The following is a 21,022-nucleotide window of genomic DNA, read 5'->3' as shown; positions in this document are numbered from 1 at the left end:
TCCCCTCTTGAGAGGGGCGAGGGGTGTGTCATTTGCCACATTGAAATCATCAATACAAACCACTATATTTAAGTGTGCAAAGAAAGATCATTCCCTACAATATCCACTTAAAAGAGCTCGCCCGAAAACTAAGGAATAGCAGTACACCCGGCGAGATAGCGCTTTGGAACGAGATCAAAAACAAAAAACTTGGTTATGATTTTCATCGGCAAAAACCCTTATTAAACTACATTGCCGATTTTTATAGTCCAGAACTTGAATTGGTGATCGAGATTGATGGGAGATATCATGAATTTGAAGGTAAGTTCCAATCTGATGTTGACAGGGATACCCAACTTAAGGTTTACAATTTGCATATTTTGAGATTTTCGGAGATTGAGGTTGTTAGAGATATGCTGAATGTTTTGCGGACAATAGCGACGTATATTGCTGAGCATGAAGCAAGGACACACCCCCTATGAAAGTTTCTGCTCTATGTTATTTCAGTGCATCCCCTCTCAAGAGGGGAATTTGGGGTTCATCGCACACCCTCAAGTTTTAAACTCATCAAAATTCCACCGGATGTTGGCATTTTGTTTGCTTCGTTAGTATCTTTAGCAGGTCAACACTATCACTAAATATATCAGCTTTTGACATCACAACGGAGCCAGCCTAATTACTTCCCGGTGTTAACAGGCGTGCGGGCACTGGCCGCCTACCTGGTATTTATATCGCATTACGATTATGTTTTTGATGAGGGATTTCCCCAAATTGTGCAGCGCTTCTTCCACGAATTCCACATCGGCGTTACCGTTTTCTTTGTGTTGTCGGGCTTTTTAATTACCTACCGTTATTTTAATAATTTTCATTTAACTAAAGATTGGTTTAAGCAATACCTTAAAAACCGGGTGGCGCGCATTTACCCTATGTACTTTTTGCTTACTACCGGGGCGTTCATCTACTACCATTACACGCACGATCAGGGTATCACCCGGGGCTTTTACAGCCCGGTGCTGTTATATGTAATGAACGTGTTTTTTGTGCGTGGCTTCTTTTCACAGCTTTGGGATACCGGCATTGGCCAGGGCTGGAGTTTGACGGTTGAAGAATGCTTTTACTTTTCGGCGCCGTTTATTTTTTATATCGCTACAAAGTACAAAAAGTTTTACGTGCAGCCGGTTGTGCTTACCGCTTTGGGCTTTTTGCTGGTGCTGATATTCAGAAATGTGGACTGGTATGGCTTTTTTGGCAATTTTACCTTTATGATGCTGTATACCTTTCTGGGCCGCTGCTTCGAGTTTTTTGTAGGGATAAAGTTGGCGCTTGTTATGCTGGATAAAGGTTTCAGCCGCACCAACAATATCAAATATACCTATATCGGGTTTATACTGATCTTTGTTTTTGTGGCCATTATGGCCGCGTTGCCTATCCCGGCAGGGTGGAGGGCCGGCCTGCAGCATCCGTTCGGTATTATCCTGAATAACTACCTGATCTCATCGGCCATCGCCCTGTTTTTTTATGGCTTGCTTACTGAGGATACCGTTATGAAGCGCGTACTGGCTACACCGTTTGTAGAATTACTGGGCAAGGCATCGTACATATTTTACCTCGTCCATTTGGGGTACATGTACAACTACCTGCATACCGGCTGGGATAAGCTGAACGATGTGGCATTTGAATTGTATGGTAAATGGGGGGTAGACTGGAACTCGCCCTTCCAGTACGATCAGTTAAATTTGGTATATGCTTTTATAGCATTGAATATCATATCCATCATTTTATTTAAATTTATTGAGGAACCGTTGAATCATTACATCCGCAGATCGGGATTTTTGATAAAGCCGGCAGCCCGCAAATAAATTGCTTTGATACATTTATGAAGAAACTGCTAACGATACTTTTCCTGTTGCCATTGTTTGCTCTCGCGCAAAGTGCCGAAACCTATATTAATAGCGGCAACCAAAAGGCGGGCGCGGGCAATAATACCGGCGCCATTGCCGATTTTACCAAAGCTATTGAACTTGCGCCAAAAAATGCCAGGCCATACCTGTACCGGGCAAACTCATACGCCAACCTGAAGCAATACGCGCAGGCGGTTGACGACTATACCCGCTCCATCAACCTCGATCCAAACTTTCAAACTACCTGGTTCTATCGTGGTAATGCCAACGCGGGGAACAAAAGCTATGCAGATGCGGTATCCGATTTTACGCATGCTATAGGTATGGGGTCGCCAACGTACCAAATGTATTGGTACAGGGCCAATGCCCGGTCGGGCGCGGGCGATTACCAGGGAGCTGTAGCCGATTTTACCGAGGCTATTAAAATGTCGCCCAATACGGCTGCCTTGTACGAGTATCGGGGTGTGGCTAAAGTAAACCTGGGCGATAACGCAGGCGCGATACAGGACTATGATATCGCCGTGCGTTTAGATCCCAACAACTCCGACCTGATCTTTTATCGGGGTAACTCGAAAGGGAACATCGGCGATTATCCCGGCGCTATTGCCGATTACCGTCGCGCCGTGGCCCTGAACCCTAAAAACGCAGAAGCCATTTTCTACACCGCCAATGCCGAGGTGAACCTGAAAAAGTATGATGAGGCCATTGTGGATTATAAACGTGCTATCGCGTTAAATCCAGATCTGCCCAACGCTTATAAGTATTTGGCAAGCGCCTTAAGCCATGCCACTAACCAGCAAACCGCGCAAAGTTATTACGGCGATGCCATTAAGCGCACCCCAACAAATGCCGAGGCTTATTTGTATGATGGTATTGTGAAAAAGAACAGGAACGATACCACAGCCGCCCTTGCCGATTTTGATAAGGCCATCGAACTGAACCCCAAGTATTCGGACGCGCTGCAAAACCGCGCCGACCTGAAATATGGTAATAAGCACTATGCCGAGGCTAAGGTGGATGCCGATTCGGCCATCAATACCGATCCTAAAAATGGCCAGGCTTACCTTACCCGTGCCCGTATTCAGATAGAGTTGAAAGATACATCGGCCGCCTTTAACGATGCGGATAAGGCAGTGTCGTTAAATCCAAATAACGATTATGCTTATGTGATCCGTGCTGACGTGGAAGCATTGCAGAAACAATATGCCAAAGCCGCGCAGGATTACGATAAGGCCATCAGCCTTAACCCCGGCAATAACGAAAGCTATTTACAGCGCGGCATCATCCGTGCGCAACTGGCTATGCGTACCCCGGCCCTGCAGGATTTTAAAAAGGTGGTATCGCTGGCACCTAATGACACCAGTTTGTACGAAAGGGTGGCCTTTGCCATGTCCGACGCCGGCTTTTATAACGATGCCCTGCCGCTGTATGATTTCCTGATCAGCAGGCATCCCGCAAAAGTGAATTTTTATGTAGACAGGGGTGTGGCCCGTCAAAATATTGGGAATTATCCCGATGCGATGATCGATTATGCCAAGGCCATATCGTTAGATTCGCTTTCGGGTAAAGCTTATTATAACCGGGCCAACATCCGCCTGGCGCTTAACGATTATAACCAGGCGTTGAAGGATGTAAATAAAGCGCTGATCATTAACGAGAATGATGATGAGGCATACTTTATCCGCGGAAAGATCCGTATGGCTATGAACGATCCGCATTCGGCCGTGCTTGATTACAACGCGGCATCGTTTATTAATTATAAAAGCACCAGGGTGCTGGCTTATCGCGGCTATGCCGAAAGTTTTATCCCCGATTATGCCGCCCGTATGAATGCCGATTTTGCCGAGGCGCTGAAACGTGAACCCGGCAACCCGCTGATATATGATATGCTGGGCCAGGCCCGTTATAATTTGCGGGATGTTACCGGCGCCCTGCTCAACTATAATAAAGCCATTGAGCTTGATGCGCAATATGCGCGGGCTTATTATCACCGTGGTTTGGTACGCGCCGTGCAGCCGGGCAAACCGGGAGCCTGTACCGATTTGAACAAAGCGCTGGAATTAGGGTTAAAGGAAGCGGAAGCAGCCGTTAGGTTATATTGTAAATAAAAGGAATTGATTCATATCCAATTGAAATAATGCTGAACAAAAATAAAACGCTTTTTACTTTACTGCTTGTGTTTGCCATACTGGTAAGTGCCGATAGGGCGATGGCGCAAATTGTTAATGCCAAAAAGGAAAGCGCCGCTGCCAAAAAGGAAAAAGAAGCCGCCAAAAAAGAAAAGGAAGAGGCTGAGAAAAAAGCTGCTGCCCAAAAAGAAGAGGAAGAAGAGTTTTTTATAGATGTTGATGCCAGCCGTAAAAGCGCCGTTTACCAGGACGATGATAACGTTAACTACAAGGTAAAGCTGCGCAGCCACTACAAAGCGTTGCAGGAGGGTAAACTGACTTACGAGGTATTGACCGATGATAATAAGCCCATATTAAGCAGTAAGCTTGATGTGAAGATGAAAAATCATGAAACGGAGAACTTTAACATTGTTATCCCCCGGCAAAAGGCAGGCTTTTATAAACTGAATGTGATGCTGAACCTTACCGATTATGACGATACCGTGCGTAAGGTGTTTGGCGTAAGCCCCGAAAAACTGAGCAGCGTGATGCATCGCCCGGCCGATTTTGACGATTTTTGGAAGGGTACCCTGGCCGAATTGAAAAAGGTGGCGCCCGAGTATAAAGTGATCCCAAGGCCCGATAAATCAAACAAAGACAAAAAGGTTTACCTGGTAGAGATGCGGTCATACGGTAATGTGATGATCCGTGGCTGGATGGTGGTCCCGACCTTCGGGCACCGCTTCCCGGTTCACTACCGTGTGCCGGGTTATGGCGTGCCCATGAACCCCAATATGGATGCCGACGACTTTATAGCCTTTGACATTGACGTGCGTGGCAACGGCCTGAGCCGTGACGATATTAAGCTGAACACGGATATCTATTCTACCATGGGTATTGAAGATCGCGACCGCTATATCTATCGTGGTACCATTATGGATTGCATCCGTGGCTTAGACTTTTTGTACAGCCATTACGATATGGGTGTAGATACATCGCGCATTTATGTGGAGGGTGGTAGCCAGGGCGGCGCTTTGGGTATAGCCACGGCCGCGCTTGATAAAAGGGTAAGGGTGCTGACCATACAGGTGCCGCTCTATTCGGATATACGCGATACCTACGATATATCGGCTACTTATAAAGACCAGGTATTCCCCTTCAAAATGTTCAGGAAATATCACGATACGCACCCGGGCTATACCTGGGATATGTTTTACAAGGTGTTTGATTATTACGACCCGCAAAACTTTGCCCCGCTGGTAAAATGCCCGGTGCTGATGGGTATCGGTCTGCTCGATCTGTATTGTCCGCCACGGTCCAGCATGTCTATGTATAATCACCTGGGTACCAGTAAAAAGGAGTACATAACGGTAGCTAACTCAACCCACGAGGTAAACTTTAACTACTTCATGTTCCAAAATAACTGGTTGCGCGAACAGTTGAGGATTCCGTAGGAAGTCCGGAAGTCGGAAAGACCGTAAGACAAAAAATAAAGTATATTGAAGATACAAAGGCCGAAAATAGAAGAAAAATCACATGAAAAAAACCTACCTGATTGTATTATTGCTGGTGCTTGCAGGCACAATAAACCAGGCTTTTGCCGGGTGGCCGATAGGTAAATACCGCAATGTGGTTATCCCATCGTTCAACTACTATTCATCGCAGGATACCTGGACCAGTACCGGGCAAAAAATAAAAGGCGAACCCGGCGCGGGCTTCACTTCTTACTCGGTAGGTTTATATGTGGGTTACGGCATTACCCGTCGCCTGGATGCTATTGTGAACGTCATTGCGCCGCAGCAGCATAGCGCATACCGTAATTCGCTGGGGCAACTGGTGCAGTCAACCAGTCAGGGTATTGGCGATATACAGGCGGGCCTTTCTTATAACCTGGTCAATTTCGGTTACAAAAGCTTTCTTTCGGTAATGGGTTCGGCCATTATTCCGGCTTACGATACTACTTATACGGTGGCCCTTGGTTATGCCACTTACGGCGCCGAATTAAAGCTGATGTATTCGGGCGGTATTGATAACGGCATCCTGAAGCATACCTATTACAACCTTGAAGCCGGTTACCGCCATTATTTTGATGTGCAGGGCCCCAATGTGCTCATTTATACCGCCATGTTAGGTGTGCCGTTGGGCAAACGTAACCAGGCCGGTGTTGAAGTAGGCGGGCAATACTCTACCAGTGTCAACAAATCATTCAATCCCAACCTGGCCGTCAACCGCGATTTCTCATTTACCAAGGTCTCGCTCGACTACGGGCATACGTTCACCCGGCGCTATTCGGTATTCCTCACCGGCTTCTATACGCTGATAGGCCGTAATACAGGCCAGGGCTACGGCGGCTCGGTACAGATGATATTTAAGTTGTAGGGGGCATAGTTCATAGTTCATAGTATTGGAAGAAGCTGCTATGAACCATCAACTATGAACCAAATATTCCAAACATCTCCACAATCACCTTTTCGCGATAGCTAAAGATCTTTTCCACCTGTTTTTTTACCAGCAGACTATTGGCTAAGGTGCCGATGGGGCCGTAAGGGATGGCATAGTTCAGGATATCGGTCATTTGTACGCCGCCTTTTATTTCTTTAAAGTGATGCTCGTGGTGCCACATGGCATAGGGGCCAAAACGCTGTTCATCTACAAAGTATTCGTGTGCTTTAATGTGTGTGATCTCGGTCATCCAGTTCATCTTAATGCCCAATAGCGGGGTGATCTTGTAGGTGATGATCATCCCTTCATACATTTTAGCTACCGGATCAAAGGGCGATGTTACTTTGAAGTTCATTTCCGCAGGCGTGATCTTAGCCAGATTCATGGGCGATGAAAAGAAATCCCAGGCTTGTTCTAAAGGGATGGGGATATTTTGCTCGCGTATCAGCAGATGGGTTTTCATGGATGTGGAACGGTTTGATGCGGGGAATGTTTGATGAAAAGGGATGCTGTCAATATCCCCAATAAAAAGCCGGATATGCTGGTAACAATCCAATCGCCATAGGCTGTTATGGACAAACCTATAAAGAAACGTATTAATAGCACCGCAATTGCTGTAAGCGTAACAATGCTCCAATATTTAAATATGCCGGGCGATGTTCGGCCAGGCTCCTTCGGCAAAAACCATATCGTGCAAAATATAACGATGAAGCCTGTAATGGTGCTAAGATGTTGAAGTACCTTGAATACATGTATCCGGAAACCGAATACTGGGGGCGTAGTTCTGAGCCAATCGATACGTTGTACAAAATAACCGGCCGGATGGGTAAAGCCATCCCACAAAAGATGCGATGCAGCGCCAGTTAATATAGATATAATTAATATTAGAAAATGGTTGGCCGTGTAAAAGGGGCGCCACATGAAAGATGAAAAACGCTGGTTTAGCCATGACGGCAAATTGCAGATCAGTTTATCCTTAATTAAGATCTGGTATATAAATACTAACAATAAACCCAAAGGCAGATCAAACCAAAATAAACCCGGTAAGGTATGGCTGTAATTGCTGCATACCCGCATGCGGATAAAATATTCAAAGTCAGGCACCATACTGCCAATTACAAGGCCTGTTAAGGAAACCCAACGTTTTGATAAGCGGCCAAAAGGCAAAACAATGGCAGGATGGGCAAAGGTGAATGGCATGCGTGAAAGTATTAATATTTCCCCACTCATCAACAGGAAAAGCATCCCAAACAAAAACGCCTGAGATCAAAATACCCCGGGCGTTTTTTATTGTGGTTTATGGTTAAGCACCTATAGTGCCAGTTTTTACTTCACCGGCCAGTTTGTAATTGGCCATAATAACACCAGTTGAGGTAATGGTACTTTCGGCAAGTTTGAACGAAGCGGGCATCGAACCATCATCAAACAATCTTTTCCCTTTACCCAAAACTACCGGGTGGATCATCAGCCAAAACTCATCGACCATATGATGCTGCAACAGTAACTGAACCACTTTGCTGCTACCCCAGATCTTAATGTCCGATCCAGCTGAGTTTTTAAGTTTTTCGATATCCTCCACACCGGAAAGGAATACGCAGTTGTTCCAGCTTGAATCGGTCCGGGTGCCAGACAAAACATATTTGGTAACCTCGTTTACACCCGGCCATTGTTCGGCGTGTTGTGGCCAGTAGTTCTCCCAAATATCAAATGTTTTCCGGCCCAAAAGCAGGTCGGCGGGTTCCAATATCTTTTGCATGGTCTCGCCCGATGATTCGTCGCCGTAGGGTGCAACCCAGCCGCCGTATTTAAAACCTTCCGACGGATCTTCTTCAGGGCCGCCCGGTGCCTGCATTACACCATCTAAGGTGATGAATGATAAAACGATGATTCTTCTCATAATAATTGTCCTCCCTTTTTGATTATTAAAAACATTGCCGTTGAAATGGTTTTGTTATGATGTAAATCTCGGCAATGTTGTAATGAACTGTGCGGTAGGTATGCGCCAGTTAAAGGGGTAATTGCGACAAATAAAAAAACCGGGCTATTTATGGCCAAAGCCATGTTTAAGATAGCGGTCGAGCGTAGAGGTGTCCCAGCGGCCATCATCAATCACCCGGCGCACGGTGAGCAGCGGCTTGGCGCTATCCCGCGGCTCATCCAGTTGAAAGGCGGCCAGGTAGCCATAACGCGAAAGTTCGGGCAATATCTGCTGATCCCAAATGCCAAAGGGATAGGCAAAGTAGCGTACCGGTTTACCGGTCAGCAGTTCCAGTTTTCGCGCGGGCACATCCAGTTCCGCGGCCCAGTCGCTCCCTTTTAATTTGCGGATATTGGGATGGGTAAGCGTATGGCAGGCAATCACATGCCCTTCGTCCGATAACTGGCGTATCTGCGCGCGGCTCATGTAATACTTGTTTTTGTTGATGTTGTTAAAAACAATAAAGTATACGCCCTTAAAGCCGTATTTGGCCATTTCGGGCCTTGCTATGCTATATTGGTCGCCATCGGTATCGTCGAAGGTGAGCATTACAGGCTTTGAGGGGAGCGGTGTGCCTTTGGTGAGGTGGGCGTACAATTCATCGGGCAATATGGCATGGTAACCACTGTCGGCCAGCATTTTCATGTGCAGGCGAAAAGTAGCCGGCGGCATGATATATGCTTTGTCGGCGGTACGGTCTTTTGGTCGCCAGTCGCGTATCTGGTGGTAACACAATACCGGTATCTGCGGTACATTAGGGGGCAGCAATAAAGCCAGGCGAACCAGCAAAGACATTCCTATCATGCTACGAATATAAATGATGTTGTTGTTTTTTGCTATTGCGATAAAGAAGAATATCGCGTTAGCCGGGAACTTATTTTAAATAGCTGATTCCGCAAGTTTATTCGTGCCGGAGGGCGATATTTCATTACCTTTATCTACTCAATCGATTGCTTAAATTGGAGTTTCTTAATGTCAGTTAGCCGTTTAACCTTATTTTTATCCTTTATATTGCTGGCCTGCGTGCCTGCTGGGGTATACGGACAGCTTAAATGCAAAATTGAACATTATTCAACCGAAGATGGCCTTTCGCACGATGGCGTTACCTGCATTGTAAAAGACCACGAAGGGTTTATGTGGTTTGGCACCTGGGATGGGATCAACCGTTTCGACGGGCATCATTTTGTGTCCTACAAATCCGCACCGGGCGATATGTCGCGGTTTAAAAACGACCGTATCGATCAGATCGTTGAAGATCAAACCAATCATTTATGGCTGAAGGGTTACGATAATAATATTTACCGCTTTGATAAACGGACAGAGCACTTTGAGCTGGTTGCCGATAAGTTAACTTCTGCAGGCCACAAGCAATTGCTGTTCGAAAAGATATTTGAAACCCAAAGCGGGGATGTTTGGCTGGTTAGTAAAGGCAAGGGCCTGGTACTGTTCCCCAAAAACGACACCACTTTAAATCATTTTACATTTTATACAAAAGAGGGTGATGCCGCTCATCAACTGCCCTCCAACACCGTCAGCTTTTATCACCAGGACGATGCTGGCAACATTTGGATAGGTACACCTGCCGGGCTGGCGTTTATAAAGCATACAGGTCCCGGCGTTTACCGATCTCAATTATTAGATAAGCGCATCGTCGGCCCGGGCGATTTCCGGTCGGCAGCGGGCGATGACCAATACCTGTATTTTTCAACATCGCAGGGGCAGCTCATCACTTATCAAAAGAAAACCGGCCGGCTAACATCAATAAATATAACTCCGGGCGGATTAAACAGGTTGTTACGCTCCAAATCGCGCCGGGTATTATATGGCACTACCGCATCGGGAGAAATTTTGACGGTGGATATTACAGGAGGGAGGGTAAGTTCCCGCGTAAATTGTAATGCGGGTGGGTTATCATCCATGTACGAGGATAAGAGCGGTAATTTATGGGTGGCACCCGACAAAGGTGGTATCATCAGGTACGCCCCCGGCGATGGCTCTTTACATTGGTTTACCCAGGTTAACGATGCTAAATACAATGCCAATGGCGATCGCTTCAGGGTTTTTGAGGATAATAACGGTGTGGTTTGGGCCAGCTTAAAAGGTGGTGGCTTCGGTTGGTATAACGCGGCAAAAGGCAGCTTCGAATATTTTTATAACGAACCGGGATCGCCAACACGCCAGTTCTCCAACATCGTGATGGACTTTTATTACGATGCCTCGGGCATATTATGGCTGAACACCGAAGACCGCGGCATCGAAAAGGTAACCTTTCAGCGCAATGATTTTAACCAGCAGTTACTGGTAGACCCGGCGCGGTTTAAATCGGACAATGAGGTGCGCGGCATTTGCTATGACCGTAACGGGCGCTTATGGCTGGGCGTGAAAAGCGGTAAGCTTTACATTTACGAAAAAGGGAAGCTGTTAAACAATCTTTTTATAAACGAACCTGCCGGGGGGATGGGCTTGGTTTACGCCATTTTGCAGGATAGCCGCGGAAATATCTGGCTGGGCACCAAGGCAAATGGCTTATTTATGGCAAGTCCGGAAGGTGGCCACTTTCGTTTAAGGCATTTTTTGCCTGATAAGAACGATAAGAGCAGTATCAGCAGTAATGAGATCTATGCGTTGTTAGAAGATAAGCAGGGCCGGGTTTGGGCAGGATCGTACGATGGGGGACTGAACCTAATTAAGCAGGAGGGCGGCCATATCAATTTCGATCACGCTGCGGCAGTTTTTTCCGGATATCCCAAAAATACCTATCAAAAAATACGGCATATGGCACTGGATAATGCCGGCCGTTTATGGGTAGCTACTACCGATGGCTTGCTGGTAGGGGATATAAACAATCCTGCCGGGAAATTTGTAGCCTACAGCAAGATCCCTGGCGATAAGCAGAGTTTGGGGAATAACGATATCCAGTTTATTTATCGCGATACAAAAGGCCAAATGTGGCTGGCCACATCAGGCGGGGGAATAGACCAGGCCGTTGGGGCCGACCCGATGAAAGGGCTGAAGTTTAAAAATTATTCCACTAAAGACGGGCTCGCCAACGATTACGCGCTAAGCTGCACCGAAGACAGCCACCGCAACCTTTGGATAGCGACGCTGAACGGTTTATCCAGGTTCAATATCGATACCCATACGTTCAGAAATTATAACTCGTACGATGGTTTGCCAAAGGCTGGTTTTTCTGAGGCATCCTGCGTGCGGCTCCCCGATAACCGGCTGGTTTTTGGTACTATAAAAGGCTATTTGTCGTTTGATCCGGATAAGATCAGTATACACCGCACCGCGGCAAATATGGTGCTGACCAATTTGCAGGTCAACAGCCGCGATATTACTACCGGAACAGATACCGCCATATTAAACCGTAATTTTAATTATACCGGCAGTCTTACCCTTAACCACAATCAAAATAACTTCAGTATCGATTATACCGTGTTAGATCAGCGCTCGGGACTGAAGCAGGCTTACGCCTACCGGTTACAAAACTTCGATCAGGCCTGGCGGAATAATCAAACTCAGCGCCGGGCAACATATACCAATTTATCGCCGGGTAAATATTTATTCGAAATAAAAAGCCTCAATACCGATCTGTACATTAAACAACCGTACCGTAGTTTGCAGATCATCATCCTGCCGCCATGGTGGCAAACCTGGTGGGCCTACCTGCTTTACGCGATTGTTGTTGCTGTTATATCGGTAGTGATCAGGAAGAACGCGCTGACAATGCTGCATCTGCGACAAAATGTTGCGGTTGAAAAGCGCATGGCCGAATTGAAAATGACCTTCTTCACCAATGTATCGCACGAATTGCGCACGCCGCTAACGCTGATATTAAACCCGATAGTTGAAATTGAAAAGATACTGAAGCGCGAAAGAAACGACGGCCCGGGATTGGCCTATATTAAAGTAGTAAAGCGCAACGCCGGCCGGATGGTGCGCTTTATTAACCAGTTGCTGGATATGCGTAAGGTAGAAAACGGTAATGCTGTGATGCGGATCTCGAAGGTGGAGCTAATATCCTTTGTATCCAATATCCTTACCTATTTTAAGGATGTGGAGCGTGAGAAGGGAATAGAACTGGTTTTGGCGACGGAGAAGCCCCAAACCTTCGCGTGGATAGATACCGAAAAAATGGATATTGTGCTATATAATGTTTTGGCCAACGCTTTTAAGTTTACTCCGGCAGATAAAAAGATCGTGGTGAAGATCAGGGAACAGGGCCTGCCGTCAAATCTCATCATCGATATAACAGATCAGGGGCCGGGTGTACCAATCGAAAAACTAAGCGCTATTTTTGATATGTTTTATGAAGCCGGTAACAATGAAACTAAAAATGTTAAAGGCACCGGCATAGGTCTGGCATTTTCAAAGGAACTTGTAGAACTGCATAAAGGGCAGATATCGGCCCGTAATAACCCGGATGGCGGCCTGACTGTGCGTATTGAACTACCGGCCGGCAACCAGCATTTTAATGCATCGCAGGTAATATTTACAGATGAACCGGCAATAGGTATTGTTGCACACGAGGCTGATGCCGGGGTGCCGCTTTCGGTAATTTCGCAATCACACGGGCATGGCCCGGCAGTGCCATTGCTGCTGCTGGTTGAGGATAACGCAGAATTACGGTCGTTTTTAAGCATACAGTTGAGCGAATTATACCGGGTGGAAACCGCAGCCAATGGCGAAGAGGGATTAAGAAAAGCGAACGAACTACTGCCCGACCTGATACTAAGCGATGTAATGATGCCAGTGATGGATGGGCTGGAAATGCTGGACAAACTTAAAAATACACAGGCAACAAGCCATATACCGGTAATTATTCTATCGGCAAGGCATTCGGTAGAAAACCAGGTGCAGGGCTTAAAGTACGGGGCCGACTACTACATCACCAAGCCATTCCAAAACGAGTTTCTTTTAGCTGCCGTTCAAAACTTGCTCGACCGCCGGCGCCGGATGTTTGACGGCATAGTAGAACAAAAAACCAACTTTGTCGATCTCGGGCCTTCGCAATTGGTCATCACCTCAAAAGACGAAGCGTTTTTGAAGCAGGTAGTTGAAGTAGTTGAAAAAGGCATGGCCAATCCCGAGTTCCAGGTAGATGAAGTAGCCGAATCGATGGGGATGGGGCGCACCACCTTTTTTACCAAATTTAAAAGCCTCACCAATTTGGCGCCTGTTGAGTTTGTACGCGATATGCGCCTGAAGCGTGGCCTGCAACATCTGGATGCCGGCGAGACCAATATCTCGGTAATTGCCTATACCGTCGGCTTTAACAATGCCCGTTACTTCAGTACTTGCTTTAAAGAAAAATACAAAGTGTCCCCGTCCGAATATATCCGGCAGAAGGCCGAAAAGGCAAAATAAATCCACTTTTGCAGTCTCCCGTCGATTTTTGAACACATTTCGTCAAAATTTAGACATCTAAAATCAGCCCTCATCCTACGTTTGTGATGTAATACAATCGATTGCATAGCTATTCTGAAAATGGCTAAATGCAAATCGCCGGTGTTGCACAACCAATTATTTATAACACAACAGTTCTTAATGGATGAGGCCGCAAGGGCCTGTTCGGGCGGGACTGGTTTATCAAAACCAAATTACGTATGAAGAGATTTTTACTGCTAAATTCCCTGCTGCTGTTTTTTTGCATCGCGGCCTGGGCGCAAACCAAAACCATCACGGGTACGGTAACGGACAACAAAGCCAACCCTATCCCGGGTACCAGCGTACTTATTAAAGGATCCACCCGCGGTACATCGGCCGATGTGGATGGTAAATTTAAGATCGCTGTTCCCACTACTGGGGATGTGGTGCTGGTGTTCAAATTCCTGGGCTACAAGCCGCAGGAAATAACGGTAGGCGCACAAACCCAGCTGAACGTTAAACTGCTTGAAGACGCGGCTACACAGCTAAACGAAGTAGTAGTGAATATTGGTTATACCAGCGTTGCCCGCGAAAAACTGGCCGGCGCGGTATCATCCATCACTCAAAAAGATCTGAAGGACTATCCCGTAAGTACCGTTGCCGAGGCATTGGCCGGTAAACTGGCGGGCGTTTCGGTAAAAACTACCGAAGGCGCGCCGGGTGCTGATATCCAGGTGGTGGTGCGTGGCGGTACTTCGCTCACCCAGGATAACTCGCCGCTGTACATTGTAGATGGCGTACCGCTGGATAACGCACTATCTATTTTATCGCCAAACGAGATCCAAACTATTGATGTACTTAAAGACTTAGCTTCTACCGCTATATACGGCGCCCGTGGCGCTAACGGTGTGGTGCTCATCACCACCAAAAGCGGTAAAAAAGGCCGCACGGTTGTAGCTGTTGATGCCTTTGCCGGCGACAGGCAGATCAGCACCGAACTAAAGGTGATGAAGCCTTACGACTTTGTAAACTATCAATACGAATTAAGCCACCTGCATTTTAACGGTGGGCCGATAACGGACACCGTTGCCTTAAATGGGTTCACCCGTACCTATGGCACCTACCAGGACCTGGAGATCTACAAAAGCTTCCCGGGGGTTGACTGGCAGGATAAGATATTTGGACGTAACGCGAAATCAAGCAACCAAAATATCTCTATTAATGGCGGTTCGGACGTGGCTACCTATAATTTCAGCATGAACAATACCAACGAGAACGGCATCATGCTTAACTCGGGCCTGAAGCGGACACTGGCCAGCCTGCGCTTCGATACCAGGATCGGTACCAAGCTGCGCTTTGGCGCCAATGTAAGATACAGCCGGCAGATAGTTGATGGTGTGGGTACCTCATCAACCGGTAACCTTAAATATGTCATCAGGTACCAGCCTTACCAGGGCGTTGTGAGCTTTGAGGAGTACGACCCGAATGCCATCTTCGATAATACCATCAACCTGAGTAACCCGCTTACCGCCGCATTGTCTGACGTGAAAAAGGCATATTCAAACAACCTGATCACCAGCGGGCAGGTAACCTTTAACCCTATCCCTAAGCTTACCATCAGGAGTATTGTGGGTTATAATGTTGCCGATAACAAATCGAACCAATTCTCGGGCGTATCTAACGTATCGGTATCAAGTGCCAACAGTTCAAGCCAGTATGCCAGTCAGCCTTTTATTAGCTTAAGCACCGGTAATAACGTGGCAATTAACAACAGCAACACCATCGATTATAATACATCGATAGGCAAAAACCATACGCTGGATGTGATTTTGGGGCAGGAGATCAACCAGAATAATGGTAATACCTATAATCAAAGCATCAAATACTTCCCGGCAGCGGTAACGGCCGAGCAGGCTTTTGCCAACGTGCAGCAGGCTAACCCACCAAGCGGGGCTATCCAGCCAACACCTACTACGGATGTTTCGGGCGACAGGCTGTTCTCGTTTTTTGGCCGCATGATGTATTCGTACAAAAGCAAATACAACCTGAACTTACTGGCCCGTCGCGATGGTTCATCCAAATTTGCCGATGCACATAAGTGGGGCACATTCCCATCGGCACAGTTTGCCTGGCGCATGACCGAGGAGTCGTTTATGAAGGCATTTAAGCACGATTGGCTGAACAACCTGAAGCTAAGGGCCAGCTACGGTACCGCGGGTAACAACCGGGTAAGCGGCGACCGTATTTATCAAACCATATTTACCACCAGCGCCACCGCCGCGGGCTATGCCGCTACCGACGCGTCGCAAACCTCGGGCCTGTATTCGGCCAACCTCGCTAACCCTAATTTAAAATGGGAAACAACTATCTCAAAAGATCTGGGTTTAGATTTTGATATGCTGGGTAGCCGCTTAACGCTATCCTTAGATGCCTATATTAACCGCACCAACGACCTGCTGCTGCAAACCAACGTTCCGCAGGAGACGGGTTACCTTACCCAGTACCAAAACATCGGTGCTACACAAAACAAAGGTTTAGAGCTACAGCTGAATGCCGCTATTATCAGCAGCAAAAACTTTCAGTGGAACGCCAGCTTTAATATCTCTACCAATAAAAACACCATCCTTGCCTTACAGGGCGGTGTAGACGGCTACCTGGTATCATCGGGCTGGGGCCAGAATGGCGAGGACTTTAAAGTGCAGGTGGGTCAGCCGGTTGGCCAATACTACGGCTACGTTGCCGATGGCTTTTATACGGTTGACGACTTCGACCGTACCAAATCTGATATTGTAAAAGGCTCCTTTGTGCTGAAACCAGGAAGAACCAACTCATCGGTTATCCTAAACCAGGCCGTGGCCCCGGGCGTGTTGAAGCTGAAGAAAACCACCGCTACCGCCGATTCTGTTATCCGCACATCCGACCGTACGGTTTTAGGGAACGTGCAGGCTAAGTTTTATGGCGGCTTCGGTAACCAGTTTGCCTATAAAGGTTTTGATATGAGCGTGTTTGTTAACTTCTCGTACGGCAACAAAACCTATAATGCCAACAGCGTGGCTTACGGCGGCGTTTACCAGGCCAATGGTAACAACCTGCTGGATAAATACGTGAACAGGTTCCGCCGGTTTGATAACGCGGGCAACCTGATCACCGATTGGGATCAGCTGGCCGCCCAAAATACCAATGCTACCATCAACGCGCCAAACAGGGGGCAGCCAATTTTAACATCGGATGCTATTGAGGATGCTTCGTTCCTGCGTATCACCAACGTAAGCTTCGGGTACTCGCTGCCGGCAAAATTATTACAGCGTACTAATTTTATTACCCGGCTAAGGGTATACGCTACTGTAAACAACCTGTACACCTTTACCAAATACACAGGTTACGATCCGGAAGCCAGCACCCGCCGCAGCAACCCGCTCACCCCGGGTGTTGATTATAACGCTTATCCACGCAACCGCTATTTTGTTGCCGGTATAAACCTCACTTTTTAATAGTACAGTCTCATGAAAAAATTTAAATACATTTTGATGATGCTGGCAGTTGCGGTTTGCAGCCTGCCCGCCTGTAAAAAATACCTGGATTATCAATCGCCATCCAAACTCAACATCGACCAAACTTTTAACGACGTTAATAACACCAATAGCCAGGTGATTGGCATTTACACCGAGCTGGCCGGCAGCAACGCCTACGGTAACCAGTTATCTATTTACTTCCATATAGGCGCCGACGAGTTTTCGATGCAAGGCTCAAGTAGCTTTGATACCGGCGCGGCCTATGCCATCCCTAACTATGGTACAAGTTCATCAAACACCAGCTTGTACAGCGTTTTTGTGCAGTTGTATAACGGTATCGAGCGGGCAAACATCGCCTGCAAGTATATCCCGCTATCGCCTTTGTACACCGGCGGCAGCGCTGCCCAAAAGGCGCAGATGCAACGCTATTATGGCGAAGCATTAGCCCTGCGCGCCCAATTTTATTACGAGTTGATCCGCAACTGGGGTGATGTACCGGCTACCTTTATTCCGGCTGCCGATCTGCCTACCCAGTTTCTGAAGAACACCAACCGCGATAGTACTTATGATCACATCCTGGCCGATCTGAAAACAGCCGAAGACCTGGTGCCATGGCGCGACGCGCAACCTGATTATGTAGATTTTCGCTTTACCAAGGGGGCTGTAAAAGCGCTGAGGGCACGCATAGCACTGGCACGTGGCGGCTACTCGCTGCGCACAGATACGCATTTGATGGAGCGCCGCAGCGATTACCAAACTTATTATAAAATAGCGTATGATGAAACCCTGGATATCATCAACTCGGGCAAGCATGGGCTTAACCCTAATTACGAGAATGTTTTTAAAACCCTGCACACCGGCTCAACGCGTAACGACGATGCGCACGAACTGATGTTTGAAGTAGCTATGTGGGGACAGATAAACGACAGTAACCTGGCCAGCGCAAATGGCATGGTATTCTCCAACTCGCCATCGTGGGGCAACGCCGGTGGCAGGCAAGTAGCTATACCAACCTATTATTATGAGTTTGATGCCACCAAGGATATCCGCCGCGATGTAACGCTGGCGCAGTACCAGGTAGAAAAGGATGTGGCTACCTCATCCATCAATACCAAGATCCCTTATACCGCCATCAGGATGGGTAATGGCAAGTTTCGCAAATCATGGACGGCTTTTTCGGGAACGGTTACAGGTACTTATGGGGTTAACTGGCCAATTATCCGTTATGCCGATGTGCTGCTGATGTATGCTGAAGCCGCGAACGAACTCGGCACTTCTGGCAGCATCACACCGCTGGCCGCCTTGCAAATGGTGCAGCGCCGGGCTTATGGCGCCAATACATTGCCGGTTACACCTACTGATAAGGCTGGCTTTTTTACCGCGCTGGTAAAAGAACGCCTGTTGGAATTTGGCGGCGAGGGCATCCGTAAATACGACCTGATCCGCTGGAACCTGCTGACTAAAACCATTGCAGATACCCGGGCCAAGATGCGGATGTTTGCCTTTGGTGCGCCTGCTACCGATCCGGATACCGGTTTGCCGAACCCATATAACAACTATCCGCAATATACTTACCCGCTGACTGCCGGTACGCCGTTCTCAAACGGTGATTCGAACAGCGAGGCGGCATCGCTGCTGTTTTATGGCAACGTGGGGCCAAGCTCGGCTTATTTTACGCCGAACACTACCTCGGGTACACCGGCAGGTTGCACCCAGCGCTACTGGCGTCGTGAAGCAGGGCTTTGGACGGCTGGCGTACTGACATCAACCTATATTAATGATGGCAGTACCGGCTGGGTTTGCCGCTTTGAAACCAACAAAAAGGAATTGCTGCCATATCCCGACCAGGTGATGACCGAAAACAGGGGTGGTATTACACAGAATTATGGTTATTAATCAGCATATCATCATGAAAAAATATAATAGATCTATCAGTATAATCCCGGCAATGGCCGTGGTGCTGATCATACTTGGTATGTTTAACAGCGCCTGCAAAAAGAATTTTACGGGCGAGGTGCAGGATACTTCCGTGAATAGACAGTTTACGCCGTCGGGGTTGAGCGTCAGCACCGTGCGCGATTCGGCTAAGTTTAAATGGAACGCGCCGCTGTATGCCTTAAAGGGCCAAACCTACACGCTCGATCTTTCAACCGATTCGTTATTTGCAAAGGTTGATTATTCGGTTGTAGTGGATACGCTGAAAGCCCTTTTCATCGATCCGCAGATCAAACTGAATACCCCTTACTTTACCAGGGTTAAAGCTAATGCCTTTAACGGCCGGCATGCTTCTAATTACTTCTACGCTCCACGTTCGTTCAGACTGGTAGGGCAGCAGTACTTAAAAGCCGTACGCGATTTCGAGATCACGGGAACAACAACCCTTATCCACTGGAGCGTTAACGATCAAACCGCAGGGCTGACCACTTTAGTCTTCACCCCGGCAACCGGGACAGCCGTAACAACTACGCTAAGCGCAGGCGATGTGACTGCCGGACAAAAACTGGTAACAGGATTAACACCGGGTACCAAATACACGGTGCAGCTGCTTGCGGGTGCTAAAAGCAAGGGTATCATCAACATAACCACTGCCGAAGCGGTTACTTATACTACCACCATTAATGCCGGGGGGAATCTTGGCGCTGCCATTACTGCCGCCGTAGATGGCGATGTGATCGGTGTTGGCCCGGGTACCTACTCGCTTACCGGTATTTACCAGGTACTGAACAAAACCATTACCATCCGCTCAACCTCAAACAACCCGGCCGATACCAAATTATTACTGCGCGAAATTGACCTGATTGGCGATGGCGCGGGTATCACGCTGGCGGGTTTGGATATTAATGGCAATTATACCGGTACAACTTACAATACCACACCTATTGTACTTTACGGTACCGCCGCCACAACAGGCGCCGCCGCCAACTTTGCCAATATTAAAATAGATAATTGCGTGATGCATGACTACACCCGCTGCATCATCAGGGGCAATTATGGTACTGCCGCCAACGTTCAGACGATAGGCGCGATAACCATCAACAACTCCATCTTCTACAATTTCGATCAGACCAACGTGCAGGGGTATTATATGTTCTCGCTGGAGAAGCTGCAGTTAAAATCGCTGAGCGTTACCAAATCTACTTTCTATAATGTGGGCGATGGTATGGTGAATATGGGTACCGCGCTGGCTGCCCCGGCTAATTTGGCTGCCGCGCCTGTAATTACGTTCGATTACAATACGTTTAATGGCTTCTCGGGCAATACCAAATATCCGTTTATTGATGCCAACGCCAACCTCATCACTTTTAACTTTAATAACAGTATCGTGGCTAATACACCAATATCGGGTTCGATAAATACGGCCGCGTTCAGAGCCAGCAACACGCAAAACGCGTTGTCGTTCTCTAACAACAATTACTTTAAGTTTAATGTAACGCCCGGAGGCTCCATCATTTCGCTTACCGGCCTGCTCCAAAATAATAACCAGAAAATAGACCTGGGCTGGACGGCCGCTACCACAAACTTTCTGCTGGTACCAACTGCCACAAATACGGCAGTGTTCTCGGCAAGTTCAAACGGTGGTACCGTGGGCGATCCACGCTGGGCATATTAATAAGAAACAGATCTACCCCCCGCCATCAGGGCCTTGATGGCTTTTATAAATTGGTTACCATCCCGGCTGCAGCCCTGCAGCCGGATGGTATATTTTTAAGATGATAAAATGAGAATGACGGG

The 21,022-nt window shown here is 47.5% G+C and carries 13 protein-coding genes; 9 read left to right on the top strand and 4 right to left on the bottom strand.

The features are described 5' to 3' along the window. The first annotated feature begins 74 nt into the window (after positions 1-74). From HQ865_RS13790 to HQ865_RS13770, 5 genes are all read left to right on the top strand, one after another. The gene (locus HQ865_RS13790; RefSeq protein WP_173415448.1) at positions 75-461 is read left to right on the top strand and encodes an endonuclease domain-containing protein; all 387 of its coding nucleotides are present in this window, start codon (positions 75-77) and stop codon (positions 459-461) included. Between the two features lie 168 nt (positions 462-629). Next, positions 630-1,838 carry an acyltransferase family protein gene (locus HQ865_RS13785; protein ID WP_173415447.1) on the top strand — a complete coding sequence of 403 codons (1,209 nt, stop codon included), beginning with the start codon at positions 630-632 and terminating at the stop codon, positions 1,836-1,838. A gap of 17 nt (positions 1,839-1,855) precedes the next feature. Continuing rightward, positions 1,856-3,988: a tetratricopeptide repeat protein gene (locus HQ865_RS13780; protein WP_173415446.1), complete on the top strand. Its 2,133-nt coding sequence runs from the start codon at positions 1,856-1,858 to the stop codon at positions 3,986-3,988. A gap of 29 nt (positions 3,989-4,017) precedes the next feature. Next, positions 4,018-5,442, top strand: coding sequence for an acetylxylan esterase (locus tag HQ865_RS13775; RefSeq protein WP_173415445.1), 1,425 nt, complete (start codon positions 4,018-4,020; stop codon positions 5,440-5,442). Positions 5,443-5,524: 82 nt separating this feature from the next. Further along, complete coding sequence (locus HQ865_RS13770) at positions 5,525-6,367, top strand: hypothetical protein (RefSeq protein ID WP_173415444.1); 843 nt, start codon at positions 5,525-5,527, stop codon at positions 6,365-6,367. A 52-nt stretch (positions 6,368-6,419) separates the two neighbouring features. On the opposite strand, the gene HQ865_RS13765 is transcribed toward HQ865_RS13770, so the two are convergent. The 4 genes from HQ865_RS13765 to HQ865_RS13750 all read right to left on the bottom strand — a co-directional run bounded on the left by HQ865_RS13765 (position 6,420) and on the right by HQ865_RS13750 (position 9,212). Beyond that, positions 6,420-6,893: an SRPBCC family protein gene (locus tag HQ865_RS13765; RefSeq protein WP_173415443.1), complete on the bottom strand. Its 474-nt coding sequence runs from the start codon at positions 6,891-6,893 to the stop codon at positions 6,420-6,422. Continuing rightward, positions 6,890-7,630 (bottom strand): DUF4184 family protein, encoded by a 741-nt coding sequence (locus tag HQ865_RS13760; protein WP_173415442.1) that lies wholly within the window; start codon positions 7,628-7,630, stop codon positions 6,890-6,892. Before HQ865_RS13760 ends, HQ865_RS13765 begins: the two co-directional genes overlap by 4 nt. A gap of 103 nt (positions 7,631-7,733) precedes the next feature. Then, a complete protein-coding gene (locus tag HQ865_RS13755; RefSeq protein WP_173415441.1) occupies positions 7,734-8,327 on the bottom strand; it encodes a dihydrofolate reductase family protein in 594 nt (197 codons plus the stop codon). Between the two features lie 144 nt (positions 8,328-8,471). Beyond that, a complete protein-coding gene (locus HQ865_RS13750; RefSeq protein ID WP_173415440.1) occupies positions 8,472-9,212 on the bottom strand; it encodes a polysaccharide deacetylase family protein in 741 nt (246 codons plus the stop codon). A gap of 168 nt (positions 9,213-9,380) precedes the next feature. Between HQ865_RS13750 and HQ865_RS13745 the strand changes: the two genes are divergently transcribed. The 4 genes from HQ865_RS13745 to HQ865_RS13730 all read left to right on the top strand — a co-directional run bounded on the left by HQ865_RS13745 (position 9,381) and on the right by HQ865_RS13730 (position 20,900). Then, positions 9,381-13,778 carry a hybrid sensor histidine kinase/response regulator transcription factor gene (locus tag HQ865_RS13745; RefSeq protein ID WP_173415439.1) on the top strand — a complete coding sequence of 1,466 codons (4,398 nt, stop codon included), beginning with the start codon at positions 9,381-9,383 and terminating at the stop codon, positions 13,776-13,778. 239 nt (positions 13,779-14,017) lie between these two features. After that, a complete protein-coding gene (locus HQ865_RS13740; RefSeq protein WP_173415438.1) occupies positions 14,018-17,269 on the top strand; it encodes a SusC/RagA family TonB-linked outer membrane protein in 3,252 nt (1,083 codons plus the stop codon). 12 nt (positions 17,270-17,281) lie between these two features. Next, the gene (locus HQ865_RS13735; protein ID WP_173415437.1) at positions 17,282-19,186 is read left to right on the top strand and encodes a RagB/SusD family nutrient uptake outer membrane protein; all 1,905 of its coding nucleotides are present in this window, start codon (positions 17,282-17,284) and stop codon (positions 19,184-19,186) included. A gap of 13 nt (positions 19,187-19,199) precedes the next feature. Beyond that, positions 19,200-20,900, top strand: coding sequence for a DUF4957 domain-containing protein (locus HQ865_RS13730; RefSeq protein ID WP_173415436.1), 1,701 nt, complete (start codon positions 19,200-19,202; stop codon positions 20,898-20,900). Positions 20,901-21,022: the final 122 nt, after the last annotated feature.

Source organism: Mucilaginibacter mali (assembly GCF_013283875.1).
Lineage (GTDB): Bacteria > Bacteroidota > Bacteroidia > Sphingobacteriales > Sphingobacteriaceae > Mucilaginibacter > Mucilaginibacter mali.
Note: the sequence above shows the minus strand (reverse complement) of the source record. Positions and strands in the feature narration are given on the sequence as shown.

Coding starts and splice junctions, on each gene's coding strand:
- HQ865_RS13780 (WP_173415446.1), top strand. CDS start 1,856: ATGAAGAAACTGCTAACGATACTTTTCCTGTTGCCATTGTTTGCTCTC.
- HQ865_RS13775 (WP_173415445.1), top strand. CDS start 4,018: ATGCTGAACAAAAATAAAACGCTTTTTACTTTACTGCTTGTGTTTGCC.
- HQ865_RS13755 (WP_173415441.1), bottom strand. CDS start 8,327: ATGAGAAGAATCATCGTTTTATCATTCATCACCTTAGATGGTGTAATG.
- HQ865_RS13740 (WP_173415438.1), top strand. CDS start 14,018: ATGAAGAGATTTTTACTGCTAAATTCCCTGCTGCTGTTTTTTTGCATC.
- HQ865_RS13750 (WP_173415440.1), bottom strand. CDS start 9,212: ATGATAGGAATGTCTTTGCTGGTTCGCCTGGCTTTATTGCTGCCCCCT.
- HQ865_RS13735 (WP_173415437.1), top strand. CDS start 17,282: ATGAAAAAATTTAAATACATTTTGATGATGCTGGCAGTTGCGGTTTGC.
- HQ865_RS13770 (WP_173415444.1), top strand. CDS start 5,525: ATGAAAAAAACCTACCTGATTGTATTATTGCTGGTGCTTGCAGGCACA.
- HQ865_RS13765 (WP_173415443.1), bottom strand. CDS start 6,893: ATGAAAACCCATCTGCTGATACGCGAGCAAAATATCCCCATCCCTTTA.
- HQ865_RS13730 (WP_173415436.1), top strand. CDS start 19,200: ATGAAAAAATATAATAGATCTATCAGTATAATCCCGGCAATGGCCGTG.
- HQ865_RS13745 (WP_173415439.1), top strand. CDS start 9,381: ATGTCAGTTAGCCGTTTAACCTTATTTTTATCCTTTATATTGCTGGCC.
- HQ865_RS13760 (WP_173415442.1), bottom strand. CDS start 7,630: ATGCCATTCACCTTTGCCCATCCTGCCATTGTTTTGCCTTTTGGCCGC.